General features: G+C 35.5%; 14 protein-coding genes. All 14 read left to right on the top strand.

Annotated elements, in window-relative coordinates; genetic code table 11:
• Nucleotides 1–137: 137 nt before the first annotated feature.
• The 14 genes from purM (at nucleotide 138) to ACS127_RS00810 (ending at nucleotide 16,341) form a co-directional block, all read left to right on the top strand.
• Nucleotides 138–1,166 carry a phosphoribosylformylglycinamidine cyclo-ligase gene (purM, locus tag ACS127_RS00875; protein ID WP_440896593.1) on the top strand — a complete coding sequence of 343 codons (1,029 nt, stop codon included), beginning with the start codon at nucleotides 138–140 and terminating at the stop codon, nucleotides 1,164–1,166.
• Nucleotides 1,156–1,743: a phosphoribosylglycinamide formyltransferase gene (purN, locus tag ACS127_RS00870; protein WP_440896592.1), complete on the top strand. Its 588-nt coding sequence runs from the start codon at nucleotides 1,156–1,158 to the stop codon at nucleotides 1,741–1,743. The genes purM and purN overlap by 11 nt, the downstream gene beginning before the upstream one ends.
• Entirely contained in the window at nucleotides 1,740–3,269 is a 1,530-nt protein-coding gene (gene purH / locus ACS127_RS00865) for a bifunctional phosphoribosylaminoimidazolecarboxamide formyltransferase/IMP cyclohydrolase (RefSeq protein WP_440896591.1), read from the top strand. The genes purN and purH overlap by 4 nt, the downstream gene beginning before the upstream one ends.
• A 21-nt stretch (nucleotides 3,270–3,290) precedes the next feature.
• On the top strand, nucleotides 3,291–4,541 hold the full coding sequence (gene purD / locus ACS127_RS00860; protein WP_440896590.1) for a phosphoribosylamine--glycine ligase: 1,251 nt from the start codon (nucleotides 3,291–3,293) through the stop codon (nucleotides 4,539–4,541).
• Nucleotides 4,542–5,430: 889 nt separating this feature from the next.
• Nucleotides 5,431–7,287 (top strand): BglG family transcription antiterminator, encoded by a 1,857-nt coding sequence (locus ACS127_RS00855; RefSeq protein ID WP_440896589.1) that lies wholly within the window; start codon nucleotides 5,431–5,433, stop codon nucleotides 7,285–7,287.
• Between the two features lie 10 nt (nucleotides 7,288–7,297).
• Nucleotides 7,298–7,630 (top strand): hypothetical protein, encoded by a 333-nt coding sequence (locus ACS127_RS00850; protein WP_440896588.1) that lies wholly within the window; start codon nucleotides 7,298–7,300, stop codon nucleotides 7,628–7,630.
• A gap of 21 nt (nucleotides 7,631–7,651) precedes the next feature.
• Nucleotides 7,652–8,011 (top strand): SFCGS family glycine-rich protein, encoded by a 360-nt coding sequence (locus ACS127_RS00845; RefSeq protein WP_440896587.1) that lies wholly within the window; start codon nucleotides 7,652–7,654, stop codon nucleotides 8,009–8,011.
• A complete protein-coding gene (locus ACS127_RS00840; protein ID WP_440896586.1) occupies nucleotides 8,004–8,297 on the top strand; it encodes a DUF4312 family protein in 294 nt (97 codons plus the stop codon). The genes ACS127_RS00845 and ACS127_RS00840 overlap by 8 nt, the downstream gene beginning before the upstream one ends.
• Nucleotides 8,298–8,299: 2 nt before the next feature.
• On the top strand, nucleotides 8,300–9,022 hold the full coding sequence (locus tag ACS127_RS00835; RefSeq protein ID WP_440896585.1) for a DUF4311 domain-containing protein: 723 nt from the start codon (nucleotides 8,300–8,302) through the stop codon (nucleotides 9,020–9,022).
• Between the two features lie 27 nt (nucleotides 9,023–9,049).
• Entirely contained in the window at nucleotides 9,050–9,712 is a 663-nt protein-coding gene (locus ACS127_RS00830; RefSeq protein ID WP_440896584.1) for a DUF4310 family protein, read from the top strand.
• Between the two features lie 261 nt (nucleotides 9,713–9,973).
• Complete coding sequence (locus ACS127_RS00825; RefSeq protein WP_440896583.1) at nucleotides 9,974–11,086, top strand: amidohydrolase/deacetylase family metallohydrolase; 1,113 nt, start codon at nucleotides 9,974–9,976, stop codon at nucleotides 11,084–11,086.
• Nucleotides 11,070–12,176, top strand: coding sequence for a DgaE family pyridoxal phosphate-dependent ammonia lyase (locus ACS127_RS00820; RefSeq protein WP_440896582.1), 1,107 nt, complete (start codon nucleotides 11,070–11,072; stop codon nucleotides 12,174–12,176). The genes ACS127_RS00825 and ACS127_RS00820 overlap by 17 nt, the downstream gene beginning before the upstream one ends.
• Before the next feature lie 12 nt (nucleotides 12,177–12,188).
• Nucleotides 12,189–12,941: a 2-dehydro-3-deoxy-phosphogluconate aldolase gene (gene dagF / locus ACS127_RS00815; RefSeq protein ID WP_440896581.1), complete on the top strand. Its 753-nt coding sequence runs from the start codon at nucleotides 12,189–12,191 to the stop codon at nucleotides 12,939–12,941.
• Nucleotides 12,942–13,731: 790 nt separating this feature from the next.
• Nucleotides 13,732–16,341 (top strand): PRD domain-containing protein, encoded by a 2,610-nt coding sequence (locus tag ACS127_RS00810; protein WP_440896580.1) that lies wholly within the window; start codon nucleotides 13,732–13,734, stop codon nucleotides 16,339–16,341.
• The last annotated feature ends 6 nt before the right edge of the window (nucleotides 16,342–16,347 follow it).

Genomic DNA, 16,347 nt, shown 5'->3' with positions numbered 1-16,347 from the left:
AACTGACAGTAACGACCTGATTGGTTCAACTAACAAATGTTTTCGGTGGGACGAGCAATCGCAGTCCCAATCAGTGAAGTGGTTCGTTAAAGTAGTGTCTAGCTATTTTCTTTCAATAATAAAAAAGGAGCAAAGGCATGAGTGATGTTTATCAAGCGGCAGGTGTTGATGTAACAGCAGGCTATCAGTCAGTGGAGTTAATGAAAAAACACATTAAACGAACGGATCGTTCGGAAGTTATCGGTGGTGTCGGTGCTTTTGCCGGTTTGTTTGAGTTAGCTGGCTTTTCATACGAAGAACCTGTCCTTGTTTCAGGGACAGATGGCGTAGGCACAAAGCTGAAGCTTGCTTTTGAACTTGATCAGCACGACACTGTTGGTATTGATTTAGTCGCCATGTGTGTCAATGATATTGTTGCACAAGGCGCTAACCCATTATTTTTCCTTGATTATATCGCCTGTGGCAAAAATCATCCTGAACAAATTGAGCAGATTGTCAAAGGGATTGCTGATGGCTGTGTCGAGAGTGGTGCGGCTTTAATTGGCGGTGAAACCGCTGAAATGCCCGGTATGTATGGGGATAATGAATATGATTTAGCGGGTTTCGTTGTCGGGCTTGCCAATAAAGCAGATTTAATAACTGGTGATCAGATCAAATCAGGTGATGCTTTGATTGGCTTAGCATCAAGTGGTGTACATTCAAATGGTTTTTCATTGGTACGCAAAATACTAACCGATCAACATTTGAAATTATCAGATCAGCCAACACAATTAAAAACAACAATTGGCGAGGCACTGCTTGAACCGACGAAGATTTATACAAAAGCCATTGAACAATTAAAGCAAGCAATCGAGATCAAAGGCATCAGCCATATTACGGGCGGAGGTTTTGTTGAGAATATCCCTCGGATTTTACCTGATACTTTAGCTGCTGAAATTTGGCACAATAGTTGGGCAGTTCCACCGATTCTAAGCTTTTTACAAGAACAGGCTGATTTAAGCTTTGAACAGGCGATGGCTGTCTTTAATATGGGGATTGGCATGGTTGTTGTTATCAGTCAGGAGCAAGTGGGGCAGGCTTTAGCAACATTAAATACGACAGGTGAAACGGCTTATGTAATCGGTCAAGTTATCGAAGGGTCTGGGGTGAAGCTTGTTGAGCGCTAAAATAAAATTAGCTATTTTTGCTTCTGGAACGGGTAGTAACTATCAAGCGATTGAACAAGCGATTCGAGCAGGAAAGCTTGAGGCGGAAGTCGGCTTAGTTGTCTGTGATCAACCAGAGGCTAAAGTGATTGAGAAAGCCCGGCAGAATAATCGACCTGTTTTCATTTTTAAAGCAGTAGATTATCAAGAAAAGGCAGTATTTGAGCAAGCGATTATCAATGAACTAGAAATGCATGCTGTTGATTGGATTATTTTAGCGGGTTATATGCGCTTAGTTGGATCAACGTTACTCAAGCGCTATCAAGGACGAATGATTAATATTCATCCCTCTCTATTGCCTGCTTTTCCAGGTTTAGATGCGATCGGTCAGGCATTGAAAGCAGGTGTTAAAGTATCTGGCGTGACGATTCATTATATTGATTCCGGTATGGATACCGGTGAGATCATCGCTCAAGAAGCTGTCAATGTTAAAATAGGCATGACCCATGAACAACTCCAAACCACAATCCAACAGATTGAGCACGACTTATATCCAAGAACGATTCAACAATTAATTTCTAAGGGGGATTCATTTTGAAAAAGAGAGCATTACTGAGCGTTTCAGATAAAACAGGTTTAATTGAATTTGCGAAAGGATTGGTTGAAGCAGGTTATCAGCTGATTTCAACAGGTGGAACATTGAAAAGTCTCAAACAGGCTGGTTTAGAGGTACTCCCAGTGTCAGCAGTGACAAACTTTGCTGAAATTTTGGATGGACGGGTCAAAACACTTCATCCATCCATTCATGCGGGGATTCTTGCGCGGCGGGATGTTGCCGAACATCAGAGCCAATTAGAAGAGCTCGATATTACACCAATTGATCTGGTTGTTGTGAATCTCTATCCATTTAAAGAAACGATCGCAAAACCTAATTTGACAGAAGCAGAGGCGATTGAAAATATTGATATCGGTGGACCGACCCTGTTACGGGCGGCTGCAAAAAATTTCGAATCGGTTACGGTTGTGGTTGATCCAACTGATTATCAGCAAGTACTTGAAGATTTGCCAAAGGATTCGATTGGATTGAGAAAAAAATTAGCAGCTAAAGTCTTTCGCCATACCGCACATTACGATGCACTGATTGCTGAATACTTTACTGAACAAATGGAAGAAACAGATCCAGAAAACTTGTCACTGACTTATGAAAAAGTTGATTCACTGCGTTATGGAGAAAATCCTCATCAATCAGCAGCCTTTTATAAAGAAGCAAACCTAAAAGGAGGTTCGATTGCCCACGCCAAACAATTAAATGGCAAGGCCTTATCCTATAACAATATCCAAGATGCCAATGCAGCCCTTGAGATTGTGATGGAGTTCCATGATCAGCCAGCAGCAGTTGCGGTTAAGCATATGAATCCATCTGGCGTTGGAATGGGTGAGACGATTAAGCAAGCTTTTCAAAGAGCCTACGAGGCAGATCCGATTTCTATTTTTGGCGGGATTATCGCTTTAAATCGAGAAGTCGATCTAGCCACAGCTCAACACTTAAAGGAAATTTTTCTGGAAATTATTATTGCACCAAGCTTTTCAGAAGAAGCCCTCAAGCTTTTAGTAGAAAAGCCAAATTTAAGATTGCTAGAAACAGCTGTTGAGCCAGATAGATTGGATTCAAAAAAAGTCGTTAGTGTTCGTGGCGGCTTGCTTGTGCAAAATCGTGATCTTGGTCGTGTTGAAGTCGATGACCTAACAGTAGTGACTGAACAAGCACCAACAAAGGAACAGCTTAAAGAGCTCCTTTTCGCATGGAAGGTGGTTAAGCATGTCAAATCAAATGCGATTGTTGTGGCCAAGGGTAAGCAAACAGTTGGTGTGGGTGCAGGTCAGATGAATCGTGTCGGTGCCGCTCAAATTGCTCTTGAGCAAGCTGGTGACAAAGCTAAAGGAGCTGTTCTGGCCTCTGATGCCTTTTTCCCAATGCCAGATACAGTTGAAAATGCGGTGAAAGCAGGGATTACGGCTATTATTCAACCTGGGGGTTCGAAACGTGATCAAGACTCAATCGATGTTTGCAATGAATATGGTATTGCTATGGTGATGACCGGCATGCGCCATTTTAAACATTAAAACTGAGGGGGATCTAACTAAATGAAGGTACTGGTGATTGGCTGTGGTGGACGTGAACATATGCTTGTTAAAAAGTTAAATCAATCGGCTCGAGTAACAGAAGTTTTTGTCGCACCTGGAAATGCAGGAATAAGAGCAGAAGCAACCTGTATCAACATAGCGATTGATGCAATTGACGAACTCCTTCGTTTTGCGAAAAAAGAAGCGATTGAATGGACCATTGTCGGACCAGAAATACCGTTAGCAAATGGTATTGTTGATCAGTTTCGAGCAGCAGATTTAAACATATTTGGTCCAACTAAGGCAGCGGCATTAATTGAAAGTAGCAAAGATTTTTCCAAAACATTGATGAAAAAATATCACATTCCAACAGCTAGATTCCAAACCTTCACAGATTCTAATCAAGCAAAATTGTACATTAAAGAACAGGGTGCACCGATTGTTGTTAAAGCTGACGGCTTGGCAGAAGGGAAAGGTGTTGTCGTTGCCATGACAGAGCAGGAAGCTTGCGAGGCAGTCGAGCAGATGCTTGAGAGCAACTGCTTTGGTGCAGCTGGTGCGCAGGTTGTCATTGAGGAATTTTTAATTGGTGAGGAGTTTTCATTATTTGCCTTTGTTGAGGGTGAGGCTGTTTATCCGATGATCCCAGCTCGAGATTATAAGCGGGCTTTTGATGGAGATCAAGGACCTAATACAGGCGGTATGGGTGCCTATTCATCGGTACCAGATGTCTCTGAGGCTGATCTAGAGTTCACGACTGAGACGATTTTAAAACCTGTCGCTCGGGCGATGGTTGCAGAAGGACGCCCGTATACTGGAGTACTTTATGCCGGGCTGATCCAAACAGTATCAGGTATCAAGGTGATTGAATTCAATGCCCGCTTTGGTGATCCTGAAACACAGGTTGTCCTGCCACTATTAGAAAATGATTTAATCGATGTGATTGAAGCGGTTAATGCAGGTGTCGATCCTAAGCTAACTTGGCGAGATGGTTATGCTGTTGGAGTGGTAGTTGCTTCTAGTGGTTATCCGAAAGTCTGCCAAAAAGGTGTAGTCCTTCCGAAGTTGCCAGAAACAATAGATGGTTACCTGATTCAAGCTGGAACGACTTTTGATGATCAGCAACATTTAGTTTCAAATGGAGGACGTATCTTTCTAGTTGGTTCAGTACAAAAAACATTAGCGGAAGCAAGTGAAGAAGTTTATCGTTATTTAAGAAATATTGATCAAATGGACAATTTCTATTATCGGACAGATATTGGAGTAATTTAAAGTGGAATTGAACAAACTCATTTAATGAATAATATGCTTAAATTATTTATCGTTTTTTGAAATAGCTAATCTTTAACCTCTTTGTGACTTTTAGTGACAAAATGAACCTGCAGTGAATAACTGTTGATAACAAATGGTATTCTTCAGCTCTTACAGATTCTAAAGGCTATTTTTGGTCTACAACCTATCTTTGTTCACTCAGATTATAAAGATTGACAAATATAACTAGGATTTTCGTCATAATGGCTTGGCGAAGATCCTAGTTTTTTTAACGATAAGAAATCATTTACATATAAAAAGCAACTTATCATTGTATATAAAGAGCCATCGACAAGTAAATCTTATCTGAGTGCAACAATAAGTTCAGTAAACGTTGGATAGTGCAAAACTGTTTTAATATGGTTATCATGATCTGTACTATTCTTTAGATGAGGTGAATAAAGCTATTGTGTGTATGTGATCTAGATCATTGATGGGTAAACCACAAATTGATGATCAGGGTGCAGAAAAAGTGTTAGCAAGAAAATCCATTCAAAAGAATGATGGGAGAGGAATTGTTTAGCAGTGATATTGTCACTGTATTTGGAAATGTAGAAAATGATATTTTCATTATTTCAATGCATTAAATAATTCCGCATCGTCAGTCATGACTTAAACTTTGTGAAAAATTATGCAAATTGTATTATCCATTCGAATAATGAGCAGCAAATTTACAAAGTGTTGCATGGTTTACTAAATATTTAAAGTGCAAAAGCAAATGGTTAGTGCAAAATTAATATAAGCGTTTTCATTATAATTTGTTATACTCAATTTGCCCCATCGATTGTTGCCCTAAGTTTTACGGACGGTTATCTGTGATAAAAAATAATCTTATAAGGGGGGTGATCTGATGAAAGAGAGACAAGAAAAAATTATTAACACTCTTTTGTTTAGTGTCTCTCCAGTAAAGATTAGTAATCTACAAGAGGATATTGGAGTAAGTGAGCGGACCATTAAGTATGATATTGCTGAAATTAGAAAGGAATTTATAAAAAACGGTTGGCGATTGTTAAATAAAAAGGGTGTAGGATACTATATCACACCAGAAGACAAGCGTATTCTTATTAAGAAATATTCATTGAAAAGTGAAAGTGACTTAAATAATGATGATTTTCTCAATATTTTAATGTATCTTTTACTGGTTGAAAATCCGGCATCTATAAGGGATATTGCTGATAAGCTCTTTTTAAATGAGTTAACTATAAAAAAATACATTAAACAAGAAATGAGTGACGTACAAAAGCAGAACATTATTAAATTTAACACCGGTTCTGTTATCTCACTGGTGGGTAATGAAAGAAATATCCGTCAATTCTTTTTGAATTTAAGTTTTAGCCAAATGGAGAAGATGAATAAAAATGAAGTTGCTTTAAAGATGCAAAGGTCTTTTCCTTTTTTCAAAGAAGACATTACCATCGAAAGCTATTTAAGAATTGAACGTATATTTCGGAAAGTAGTTAAAAAATGGAATGTCTGGATTTCTGAAGAAGCTTATATACGCTTAGTATTGCACTTATTCATTGTCTATCTGCGAAAGGATTATAAGCTAAACTATTTAGATAGTGAAGTGACTCTATTTAAGAAGTTGAAAAATGAATATAATTTTTCAAAGGTATTATTAGATGAATTATTTTGGGGGATTATTGACCCTCAGGAAGTGCTGAATCTTGTCGAAGTGATGGCTAATAACAATGTCTTTATCGATGATGATATTGAGTGGAGCAATGAAGAACGATTAAAAGATGTAGTGGAAAGAATGATTGACTACATTACTAACCATTATCCTGCTTATACAGTTAATAAAGATGATTTTATTGAAGATATCATTCCCCATCTCAGGCATACACTTAGAGAACACCAATTGGGGGTCGTAGAATATACCAATCCTCTTTTTTATCAGATTAAAAGGAATTATCAAGAGTATTTTTCAATTGCCAAAGAATTATGTATTTTATTCTGTGATGAGTTTCAATTATCATTTTCTGAAAATAAAGTGAGTTATTTGACCATCTATTTATATAAGAATATCAGTCTAAAAGTTAAGCGACCCTATTATGTCTATGTCGTGTGCGGAACAGGAAGAGGGTTCTCAAAATTAATTCAAACACGCATTAGCAATAAATTTGAAAATATTGAAATAATCGATACCCTTTCTTCATTTCGTTTATTACAGCAAAAGGAATTATCTAAAGCTGACTTTATAATAAGTACGATTAGTCTTCCTGAAACCGATATACCTGTGGTTAAGATATCTTCATTTTTGGGGACAGAAGATATAGATAAAATTCAACGCGTTCTAGATTATGGCACACAATTTTCTATTCTACCATTACCACAAAGTAAAGATAGGATTATGGATGAGTCAAGTGAAGTCAGTTCTCATTTAAGTAAAGAAGGGACAGTCGCTTTTTCAAATACACTATTAAAATTATTTTCCATGATGGTTGACTTACCAGCTGAATATAACATTGATCAAGAAAAAATATTAGGACTGACCATGCATTTAGTCATAGCTTTACCACGCTATTTTGAATCAGATTCAACGGATGATGATCAAGAACTCGTTGAAGAGGTGATTGAAATTGAGAAAAAACATCCAGTCGTCGCCAAAGAAATAAAGCATTATCTTGAAAGTGTGGAGGAAATGATCGGAAAAGGCATATCTTATGGTGAACGCTATGCCATGTATCAATATATTATAAATTAAGGTGAGTAGAATGAAAGAGACACAATATAATGCAATCAAAGAACATGTACCTGCTATTGATAATTATCCCAAAGAGGTTCAATTAACAGAGCAATTCTGTATTGAAAAGGGAATAGCTGTTGAGCAGACAGCTGTTGTATTTTGGAATCATATTATTACTTTATTAGAAAGGATTGATGAAGACGATCAAAATAGTACTGAACAAACTCCAGCAGAAGAAATGTCGAAACAGGCTCAGGAGTTAACAGGTGACTATGTAGATTTCATGAACAGTCATAGACCATTTGATATAACAGCTTTTGAGAAATATTTGATTACGATCCATTTTGAACAATTAAAATAAAACCTTCAGGAGGAAAAAAAGATGAATAAACCCGTAGTAGTGATAGGTCATAGGTTAGGGAAAGGAAACAATGTGGCAAAAGGTGTTGAGCAAGCTGGAGGAACAGCGATTGTCATTGAAGGAGTAACAGCAGATATGAAATTAGGGCAAGAAATGAAAAGTAATGATGGCGATATTGGTATTTCATTCTGTGGTTCAGGTGGAGCCGGTGCCATTACTGCTCAAACTAACTTTGGTTATAAAGCGGCTCATCACTTAAGAACAGTAGAAGCAGGTGTACGAGCATTAAAAGAAGGAAATGAAGTACTAGGATTTGGATTTATGGATACAGAGGAATTAGGTGTAAAACTAGTAGAAGAATGGAAAAAGCTAAATGACTAGTATTTTGCAAAGTAAAATGGAGTGGGTGGAGGTAACTGGGAATGGTGAAACGACCCACCAAGCAATAGAACAAGCTTTCAAAGAAATGAGAAAAAAGATCGCAAGTCAGTTTAAGCAGCCCATTGTTTCGATGCGTACAGAAGACGTTGTATTAATTGATACAACTAAAGAAGAGAGAAAAGAAGCCTTTCTATTTTTCTTTATGAAAAGAAAGAGAGTGTCATGGAATATTAGAGTCAAAATTAAATTAAAAATTGATTATGTTTTAATTGAGGGAGGAGAATAAGAATGTTTGCTTTAGATTTAATTATAAAATCATTAATAGTGGGTCTACTAGTTGGTTCAGCTATTTCAGCAGGGGCAGTTAGAATGTTCAAAGCACCTAAAGTGCAAGGTATGGGAGCTTTCCGTACTCTGGGAGAGTTGAATGCAAGTGATGGTGATTCAATTTCTCACTTTTCATTTGGTTTAGGGTTCTTTATTACATCTGCAGCTTCGGCAGTAGGGACAGGTTCCCTTACACAAGATGTCTTGCACCGTGTCATCCCTAACTGGAGTGCAGCCATCGTTAATTTAGGAAATAAAAGAGATTATAAAGAACACATTGTTCCGATGACGATTTGGGGCGGTATTATTGGTGCTGTAGTCTATATTCTATTAAATACTTCAGCCACTCTAGTTCCAGTTGATTTAGCTCAAATGTCTCGTGATATTTTAGCACCTGCTGCTCAAAATTTGATTGACTTAGTCATGCCATTATTATTCTTATGGGCAGCCATGGATTCAGGAAGGACAACAGGTATTTGGGCCATTGTCTTTGGTGGTTTGATGGCGATGGTATCAGGAAATGCTTTACCAGGAATCATCTTTGGTATTTTATGTGGAACGCTTGCTGATGAACAAGGTTACAATAAGAGAAGTACAAAAGTTATGTTCTTAATTACTATTATACTCATTTTACTCATTGCATACTTCAGAGAGTTCCATTTAGTTATATTTGACCTCTTTTAAGATTAAGATAGGGAAGGAGATATAAAAATGAATAACAAATTAAAGAGTTTTTTAGATAAAGATATTGCTTTTATTGTATTATTAGGAACTGCTACTGCAGGAGTTGTAGCAGGTACATCTTTATTCCTTGAACATGGAACGGGCTTATTCAATGAAATATATATCGGTGAAATGCTTAATGTAGGATTAGAAACGGGTGATTTTACAGCACCAGCTGCTTTTGCTGTTGGATTCTTAATTGCTCGTGTATTAGAAGGACCTTTGGTCGGAATTTTAGATATTGGCGGTTCTTTAATGACCGGTATTGGTGTAGGAATCCCCGCATTGCTCTTATCTACGGGTTTAGGCGGTCTTGTCACTAATTTTGCTTTGGCTTTATTAGTTGGTTTTATTATCGGTGCATTTATTGGAAGTGCCATGATCCTGATTAGAAAACTTGCTCCAGATCTATCATTATCGACAGCAACCTCTATCATGATGGGGGCAGGTAACAGATCTGGGGAAGCGTTGGGGCCACTCGTTCTATTAAGTGCTGTTGCTTATAATATCCCTGTAGGAATTGGTGCCATTATTGGATCATTCTTATTCTATAAATACAAGAAACCAATGGTAGGAGGCGCAATTTTAGGTGCTATCATTATCGGTGGTTTATACCTTCTAGCAGGAGGGACATTGCCTGATGTAGGCTGATATTAAACAACTTAAGCCTATTTAAAAAGGATCAATAGCTTAACGATAATTGTTTAGTTATAAAGCGAAACATTCACTCAGTGGGACTGGGGTTATTCGCCCGATCGAAACCTGTTGTTGCCCCGAGTTTTACGGACGGTTATCTGTGACAAAAATATGAACTCTTTTCAATAAAATGATGGTCAAATTTTTAATGGAAAGAGTTCCTCTATTTAGAAGAACAATTTAGTAGTAATTTTATTTTAAGAAAGAAGTGACTATATGTTTGACTTGCTCATAAAAAACGGAAAACTAATTAGCGGAGAAATTATCGATGTGGCAATTAAAGATGGAAAGATAAAAAAAGTAGCTAAAAAGATAGATAGTGAAGCTGTTACCTTATTAGATTTAAAAGAAGAACAGTATATTTCTGCTGGCTGGATTGATGATCATGTTCATTGTTATGAAGGGATGGACCTATATTACGATTTCCCAGACGAAGTAGGTGTAAAATCAGGGGTGACATCTGTCATTGATGCCGGTACAACTGGAGCAGAAAATATATATGACTTTTATCGGCTTGCCAGCAATGCCCAAACGAATGTCTATGCTTTATTAAACATTTCAAAGTGGGGAATTGTTGAACAAGACGAATTAGCTGATTTAAGTAAAGTGAAAGCAGATTTAATAAAAAAAGCTTTAAAGGATTTACCTGAATTTATAGTAGGAATTAAAGCACGAATGAGTAACACTGTTATAGGTGATAATGGCATTAAACCTTTAGAAATGGCAAAACGGATTCAACGAGATAATCATAACTTACCCCTTATGGTTCATGTTGGTTCCGCACCTCCGAAGCTAGATGAAATTCTTTCTAAGCTAACTAAAGGTGACATTATGACGCATTGCTTCAATGGAAAATCAAATGGTATTTTAGATCAAGAAACGGAAACCATTAAAGACTTTGCATGGGATGCATATAAAGAAGGAATTGTATTTGATATTGGTCATGGAACGGCAAGCTTTAATTTCCACGTTGCAGAAACAGCTTTGAATGAGGGAATGAAAGCAACATCAATCAGTTCAGACATTTACTATACCAATCGAACAAAAGGACCTGTCTATGATTTTGCTACAACGATGGAAAAAATGCGGGCTGTTGGCTATTCATGGGAAGAAATCATTGACAAGGTGACTTCTGCTCCAGCTAACCATTTCCACCTAACGAATAAAGGTTATATAGCAGAGGGCTATGATGCTGATTTGACGATCTTTAATTTGACTTCAGGGAAAAAGGAATTAATTGATTCACAAGGTCAATCAAGAGAAGTAACAGAAATCATCAAACCAGTTCAAACGATTATTGGAGGAATGATTCATGACAACACTTTATGATAAATATGGCTTAAATGAAGTGATTAATGCGAGTGGGAAAATGACTGCATTAGGTGTATCAAAGTATCCAGATGAAGTGATTAATGCTCAAAAATTTGGCGGGCAAAATTTCTTTGTGATGGATCAGTTGATGGAAAATGTAGGAGGATATGTCGCTGATTTAATCGGAGCAGAAGATGCTCAAATTGTTTCGTCAGCTTCTGCGGGTATTGCACAATCTATTGCTGGGGTGATTGGAGAAGGGAGTTTGTACCATCTTCATCACCCATTTTCAAAAAGAATAACTAAACGAGATATTATTATCCCTAAAGGGCACAATGTTGACTTTGGTGCTTCAGTTGAAACCATGATAGCATTAGGTGGAGGTAATATTGTTGAGGCAGGCTACGCTAACAAATGTACACCAGAATTAGTTGAAGAAATGATTACAGAAAACACTGCAGCTATTCTGTATATAAAAAGCCATCATACCGTACAAAAGAGTATGTTATCAATCGAAGAAGCTATTGATGTAGCACATCGGAACAATCTTCCATTCATTCTTGATGCTGCAGCAGAACAAGATTTATTTAAATATTTGAATTTTGGTGCGGATTTGGTTATTTATAGTGGTGCAAAAGCTTTAGCTGGAACAACGTCAGGTCTGGTTATCGGCAAAAAGAATTTGGTCAAATGGACAAGAATGCAATCAACAGGTGTTGGAAGAGCCATGAAAATTGGTAAAGAAAATGTTCTAGGTCTAGCTACGGCAATTGAATTGTATTTAGACAAAGGAATCGAAAAGGGAAAAGCAATGAAAGCCCGTCTAGAACCTTTTATAGAACAGTTATCAAAGATTTCAGGTATTGATGTATCTCTTGTTCAAGATTCAGCAGGAAGAGAGATTTATCGAGCACAAGTTAAAGTAAACGATAAAACATCACTAACGGCTAAACAAGTTATTGAAGAATTAAAGCAAGGGAATCCTTCTATTTATACACGTGAGCACCAAGTAAATAATGGGATCATTGAATTTGATATCCGTGCTGTAGATAGTGAAGAAATGGATAAGATAAAACATCGCTTAGAAGAAATTTTGAATAAAAGATAAGGAGTTTTAGTCATGCAATTAACCCCCAATTATATAAACAACCGTATTGCTTTAAATGTATTAGTTAATTCAGTCGAAAATGCTAAGGCTTGCTATCAAGCTGCAGAAGGACATGTAGTCTTAGGGATTCTGTCAAAAAATTATGATTCAGATCAAGCGGCTATTGAAGATATGAAACGATATCAAAAAGTAATAAGTAATGCCATTTCTGTTGGTTTAGGGGCAGGTGATCCCAATCAAAGTGCTATGGTTGCTCGTATTTCAGCTGAACTTCAACCACAACATATTAATCAAGTATTTACTGGGGTAGGTGCTTCAAGGGCTTTACTCAATCAAGATGAAACCATCATCAATGGATTAATATCTCCAACCGGAAGAGTAGGTTATGTGAATATAGCTACTGGTCCATTAAGTAGTAAGGCAACACAAAAAGCTGAAGTCCCAATTGAAACAGCCATTTCTTTATTGAAGGATATGGGGGGGAGTTCAGTTAAATTTTTCCCGATGAAAGGGTTAATGTATAAAGAAGAGTATAGAGCAGTAGCCCAAGCATGTGCTGAAAATGACTTTATCCTAGAGCCAACAGGTGGCATTACTTTAGATAACTTTGAAGAAATTATTCAAATAGCTTTGGATTCTGGAGTTAAAAAGGTAATTCCTCATGTATACAGCTCTATTATCGATAAAGAAACGGGTGAAACTAGACCAGAAGATGTCAAGACCCTTTATACCATCGTGCGAAAGTTGTTGAATAAAGACGACTGATAATATGTGAAAAAAGCTGTTTTGTTTGGTATAAAAATAAGATATTGAAATAAGAATAGATAGAATAGCTAGAAAAGCGAATGTTAGTATGATTTGTGACTGCCCTTTTAAAATGGCACATAAGTTTACTATCATTTGCTTTTTTGTTATTTAATTTTTTATTCATTAGGTGAGGGGCTAATCGTTTTGAAAAACTACAGATTTACGTATCACGTGAATTGGAAGTGTTAAGGATGTAGGTCATGCAGCTATTGAAACTGGGACTTGGAATAAGAAAGATATTTATCACAGATAACCGTCTGTAAAACTTGTCCCGTCAAAACATTTGGGACGAGTAACCGCAGCAATGTTGTCAGGTTAATACGACCGCTGCAGAAAAACACGACGCTTTTCGTGAACGTGGAGGGCTACAGGACGTAGCTTCTGCTAAGCCGAAAGAAATCAAATGAGCTTGCGTTATATTGAATGAACTAAGTAAATTCTAAATGTTATTGGAAAAGAGGAAGGAGCTATATGAATGATTTAAAAGTTAAAACCATTCAAGAGCAAGAATATAATAATATGGCTTTTTTATTGGTGGATGAAATTAGGTGTTAACATTCATTTAATAAAGAGTTAAAAAATTAAACACTAATATAAAAATTCTGTTTTCTAGTTGAGCGAATTATATATAGTAATAGCTGAAGTGTGAAATTATAGTTGGGAATTGTGAAATAAATTGAATCTACACATATTTGCAGGCGATTTTTGATAACTTGTAATTAACTAGAGGACTTCGGGAGGAACATCAATGGACACTGAAAGTTCAAAAGAAAAAATAATTAACTACTTAAAAGATACAACCAATAAATTTAATAGTCATATCATCGATAAGTTTACAACTAATTATATAGCTGACGAATTACACTTATCGAGGTCACTAGTTTCGTTGTATTTAAATGACCTATATAAGCTAGGATATTTAATGAAAATATCGACTAGACCCGTTTATTATTTTAATAAAAAAGTTTTAGAATACAAATATCAAACAAAGTTTGAATATGAGTATTTAAGCATAGAAAAATTTATCGAAGCTCTAGATGCAAGTTTACAAGGGGATCCATACAAAAGAATCATTGGCTCTTTAGGGTCACTATCAAGTGTTATTAATCAATTAAAAACAGCCATATTGTATCCTAATGGATTACCTATTTTATTAATTGGAGAAAACGGGACAGGGAGAAAACGATTAGCGAAATTAAGTGCAGAATTTTTCCGGAAAATAATTCTTCAGAAAAAGGAAACCTATTTGTACGAATTTAATGAAATTAACATACAAGAATTAGAGAAGTTAGATCATGAAACAGAGGGAATAGTTATAATCGAAGGAATACATGAATTAAATGATTGTCAAGAGATGTTAGTGCACGAATTTATCGATCAACAAAAAGATAATAATAATACAAGGATAATACTTACTGCACTCCCTGAAGGGAAAGAATATATTTCGCCCAATTTAATTATTCAAATACCCATAATCACTTCAGTTCCATCATGGAAAGATAGATTTAAAGCTGAAAAACTTAATATACTTTATGATCTATTTAAGAAGGAAGAAATAGTATTTGAAAAGAAAATAATGGTTTCTGAACAAATTATTCATCATTTAACGGAAATAAATTTACCCCATAATATTAGTGATATAAAAAGACGGGTTAAATCCATTAGTGCGAGTGCTTATTCAGACAATATCCACGAAAAAGAAATAAAGATTTATCCACTTCATAACATTTCTAAAGAACCAGTAAATAATATAGCTGACTTTAAAAATAATACCATACTTAGCTTAGAAGAGATATTTGTAAAGAGTAGTGATAGGATTTTGAGTATCTGGAATAAAATCCTTGATGATATTTTAAATCATACTTCTTATTATGAATATGAATATTTAATTAATTATAATAGCGCTTACTTAAATGAGTACTCAGACTTTTTAATCTTTGAAGAAATGTATCCTAATGAGGAAACAAGAATAATAGAACAAGGGATACAAAATATATTATCTATTTTTACTGAAAAGTATTACGTAAAAACGCCAATTAATTTTGCATATATTCTAGCCCGAGTAATAATTATCCAAAACCAATATTCCTATTTCTTTCAAGAATGGGAAGATAGAAACAGTGAGCAAATAAAAATACTTAAAAAATATTTTTCAGAATCACACAATAAAGCGGACGACTATACTAGGTATTTAATTAATCAATTGAAAATTAATTATAAAGGTGATTGGTTTTTTATAAATGAATTAGTCGTATATGCTAGTTTAATTGAATATAACGAGAATATTAAAAATTTGAAAATAAAGGCAGTCATTTTATGTCATGGCTATTCAACGGCTAGTTCTATTGCTGATACTGTCAATAAAATACTACAATTACAAGTTTTTGAGGCTATAGATGTCCCCATTGATCATTCAATTGATAGGGTGACACACAATCTTAATGATTTTCTAAGACAAAATAACAACTATGAAAGTTATTTATTCTTAGTAGATATGGGGTCCTTAGAAAGGATTGCCAAAGACTTAAAAACAACTTCTATGGTGGGAATAATTAATCATGTTTCAACACCTATGGCCCTTCATATTGGTGATCAAATTTGTAAAGGTAATAATCCAGCGAAAATTTTACATGAATATAAAGAAAATGATTTTTTAAATTTTCATATTTTAGAAAAACAAAAGAAGGAAAAAGCAATTATTTTTTCAAGTGATATAAATGTTGACGTGGCGAAGAAATTAAGTCATTTATTTAGGAATAGCTTACCCCAAAGAATACCATTGAAAATATTAGCCTATAATGAAACGGTTCAAAAGAACCATTATGATTTAAATCAATTTATTGATCAATATGAAGTCGTATTGCTTGTCAGACCAATCACTATGAAGCTAGATAATGTTCCCAATGTGGCAATCGAAGATATCATCAATTTTACTGAAAATGACATGATATTTAATATTTTTAAAGAGTACTTAAATGATGAAGAAATGGAACAGTTTAGAGAAGCTTTATTAATCAATTTTTCTATGGACTCATTAATGAATAAATTGTTAATTCTAAATCCTCATCAATTATTAAAACAAGTATCAAAAGCAATTATGCATTTGCAATATGTCCTAAAAAAGAAACTGACTAATCGAACAATAATTGGATTAAATATTCATATTTGCTTTTTAGTGGAGAAATTAGTTACTAAGGGTCAGGCTACTTCTTATCCTGAAATTGAGAACTTTGAAAAAGAACACGCAAATTTTATAAGCTCCGTGGAAAAATGCTTTTATAATTTAATAGAAAACTACAATGTTGAACTGCCTCTTTCAGAAATTGCCTACATTTATGAATATATCAAGAATGACTAAGAAAAG

Source organism: Amphibacillus sp. Q70 (genome assembly GCF_052055485.1).
Classification (GTDB): domain Bacteria; phylum Bacillota; class Bacilli; order Bacillales; family Amphibacillaceae; genus Amphibacillus.
The sequence above is the reverse complement of the archived record's forward strand: the minus strand, read 5'-3'. Positions and strand labels throughout refer to the sequence as shown.

Coding starts and splice junctions, on each gene's coding strand:
- purM (WP_440896593.1), top strand. CDS start 138: ATGAGTGATGTTTATCAAGCGGCAGGTGTTGATGTAACAGCAGGCTAT.
- purD (WP_440896590.1), top strand. CDS start 3,291: ATGAAGGTACTGGTGATTGGCTGTGGTGGACGTGAACATATGCTTGTT.
- ACS127_RS00855 (WP_440896589.1), top strand. CDS start 5,431: ATGAAAGAGAGACAAGAAAAAATTATTAACACTCTTTTGTTTAGTGTC.
- ACS127_RS00850 (WP_440896588.1), top strand. CDS start 7,298: ATGAAAGAGACACAATATAATGCAATCAAAGAACATGTACCTGCTATT.
- ACS127_RS00845 (WP_440896587.1), top strand. CDS start 7,652: ATGAATAAACCCGTAGTAGTGATAGGTCATAGGTTAGGGAAAGGAAAC.
- ACS127_RS00840 (WP_440896586.1), top strand. CDS start 8,004: ATGACTAGTATTTTGCAAAGTAAAATGGAGTGGGTGGAGGTAACTGGG.
- ACS127_RS00835 (WP_440896585.1), top strand. CDS start 8,300: ATGTTTGCTTTAGATTTAATTATAAAATCATTAATAGTGGGTCTACTA.
- ACS127_RS00830 (WP_440896584.1), top strand. CDS start 9,050: ATGAATAACAAATTAAAGAGTTTTTTAGATAAAGATATTGCTTTTATT.
- ACS127_RS00825 (WP_440896583.1), top strand. CDS start 9,974: ATGTTTGACTTGCTCATAAAAAACGGAAAACTAATTAGCGGAGAAATT.
- ACS127_RS00820 (WP_440896582.1), top strand. CDS start 11,070: ATGACAACACTTTATGATAAATATGGCTTAAATGAAGTGATTAATGCG.
- dagF (WP_440896581.1), top strand. CDS start 12,189: ATGCAATTAACCCCCAATTATATAAACAACCGTATTGCTTTAAATGTA.
- ACS127_RS00810 (WP_440896580.1), top strand. CDS start 13,732: ATGGACACTGAAAGTTCAAAAGAAAAAATAATTAACTACTTAAAAGAT.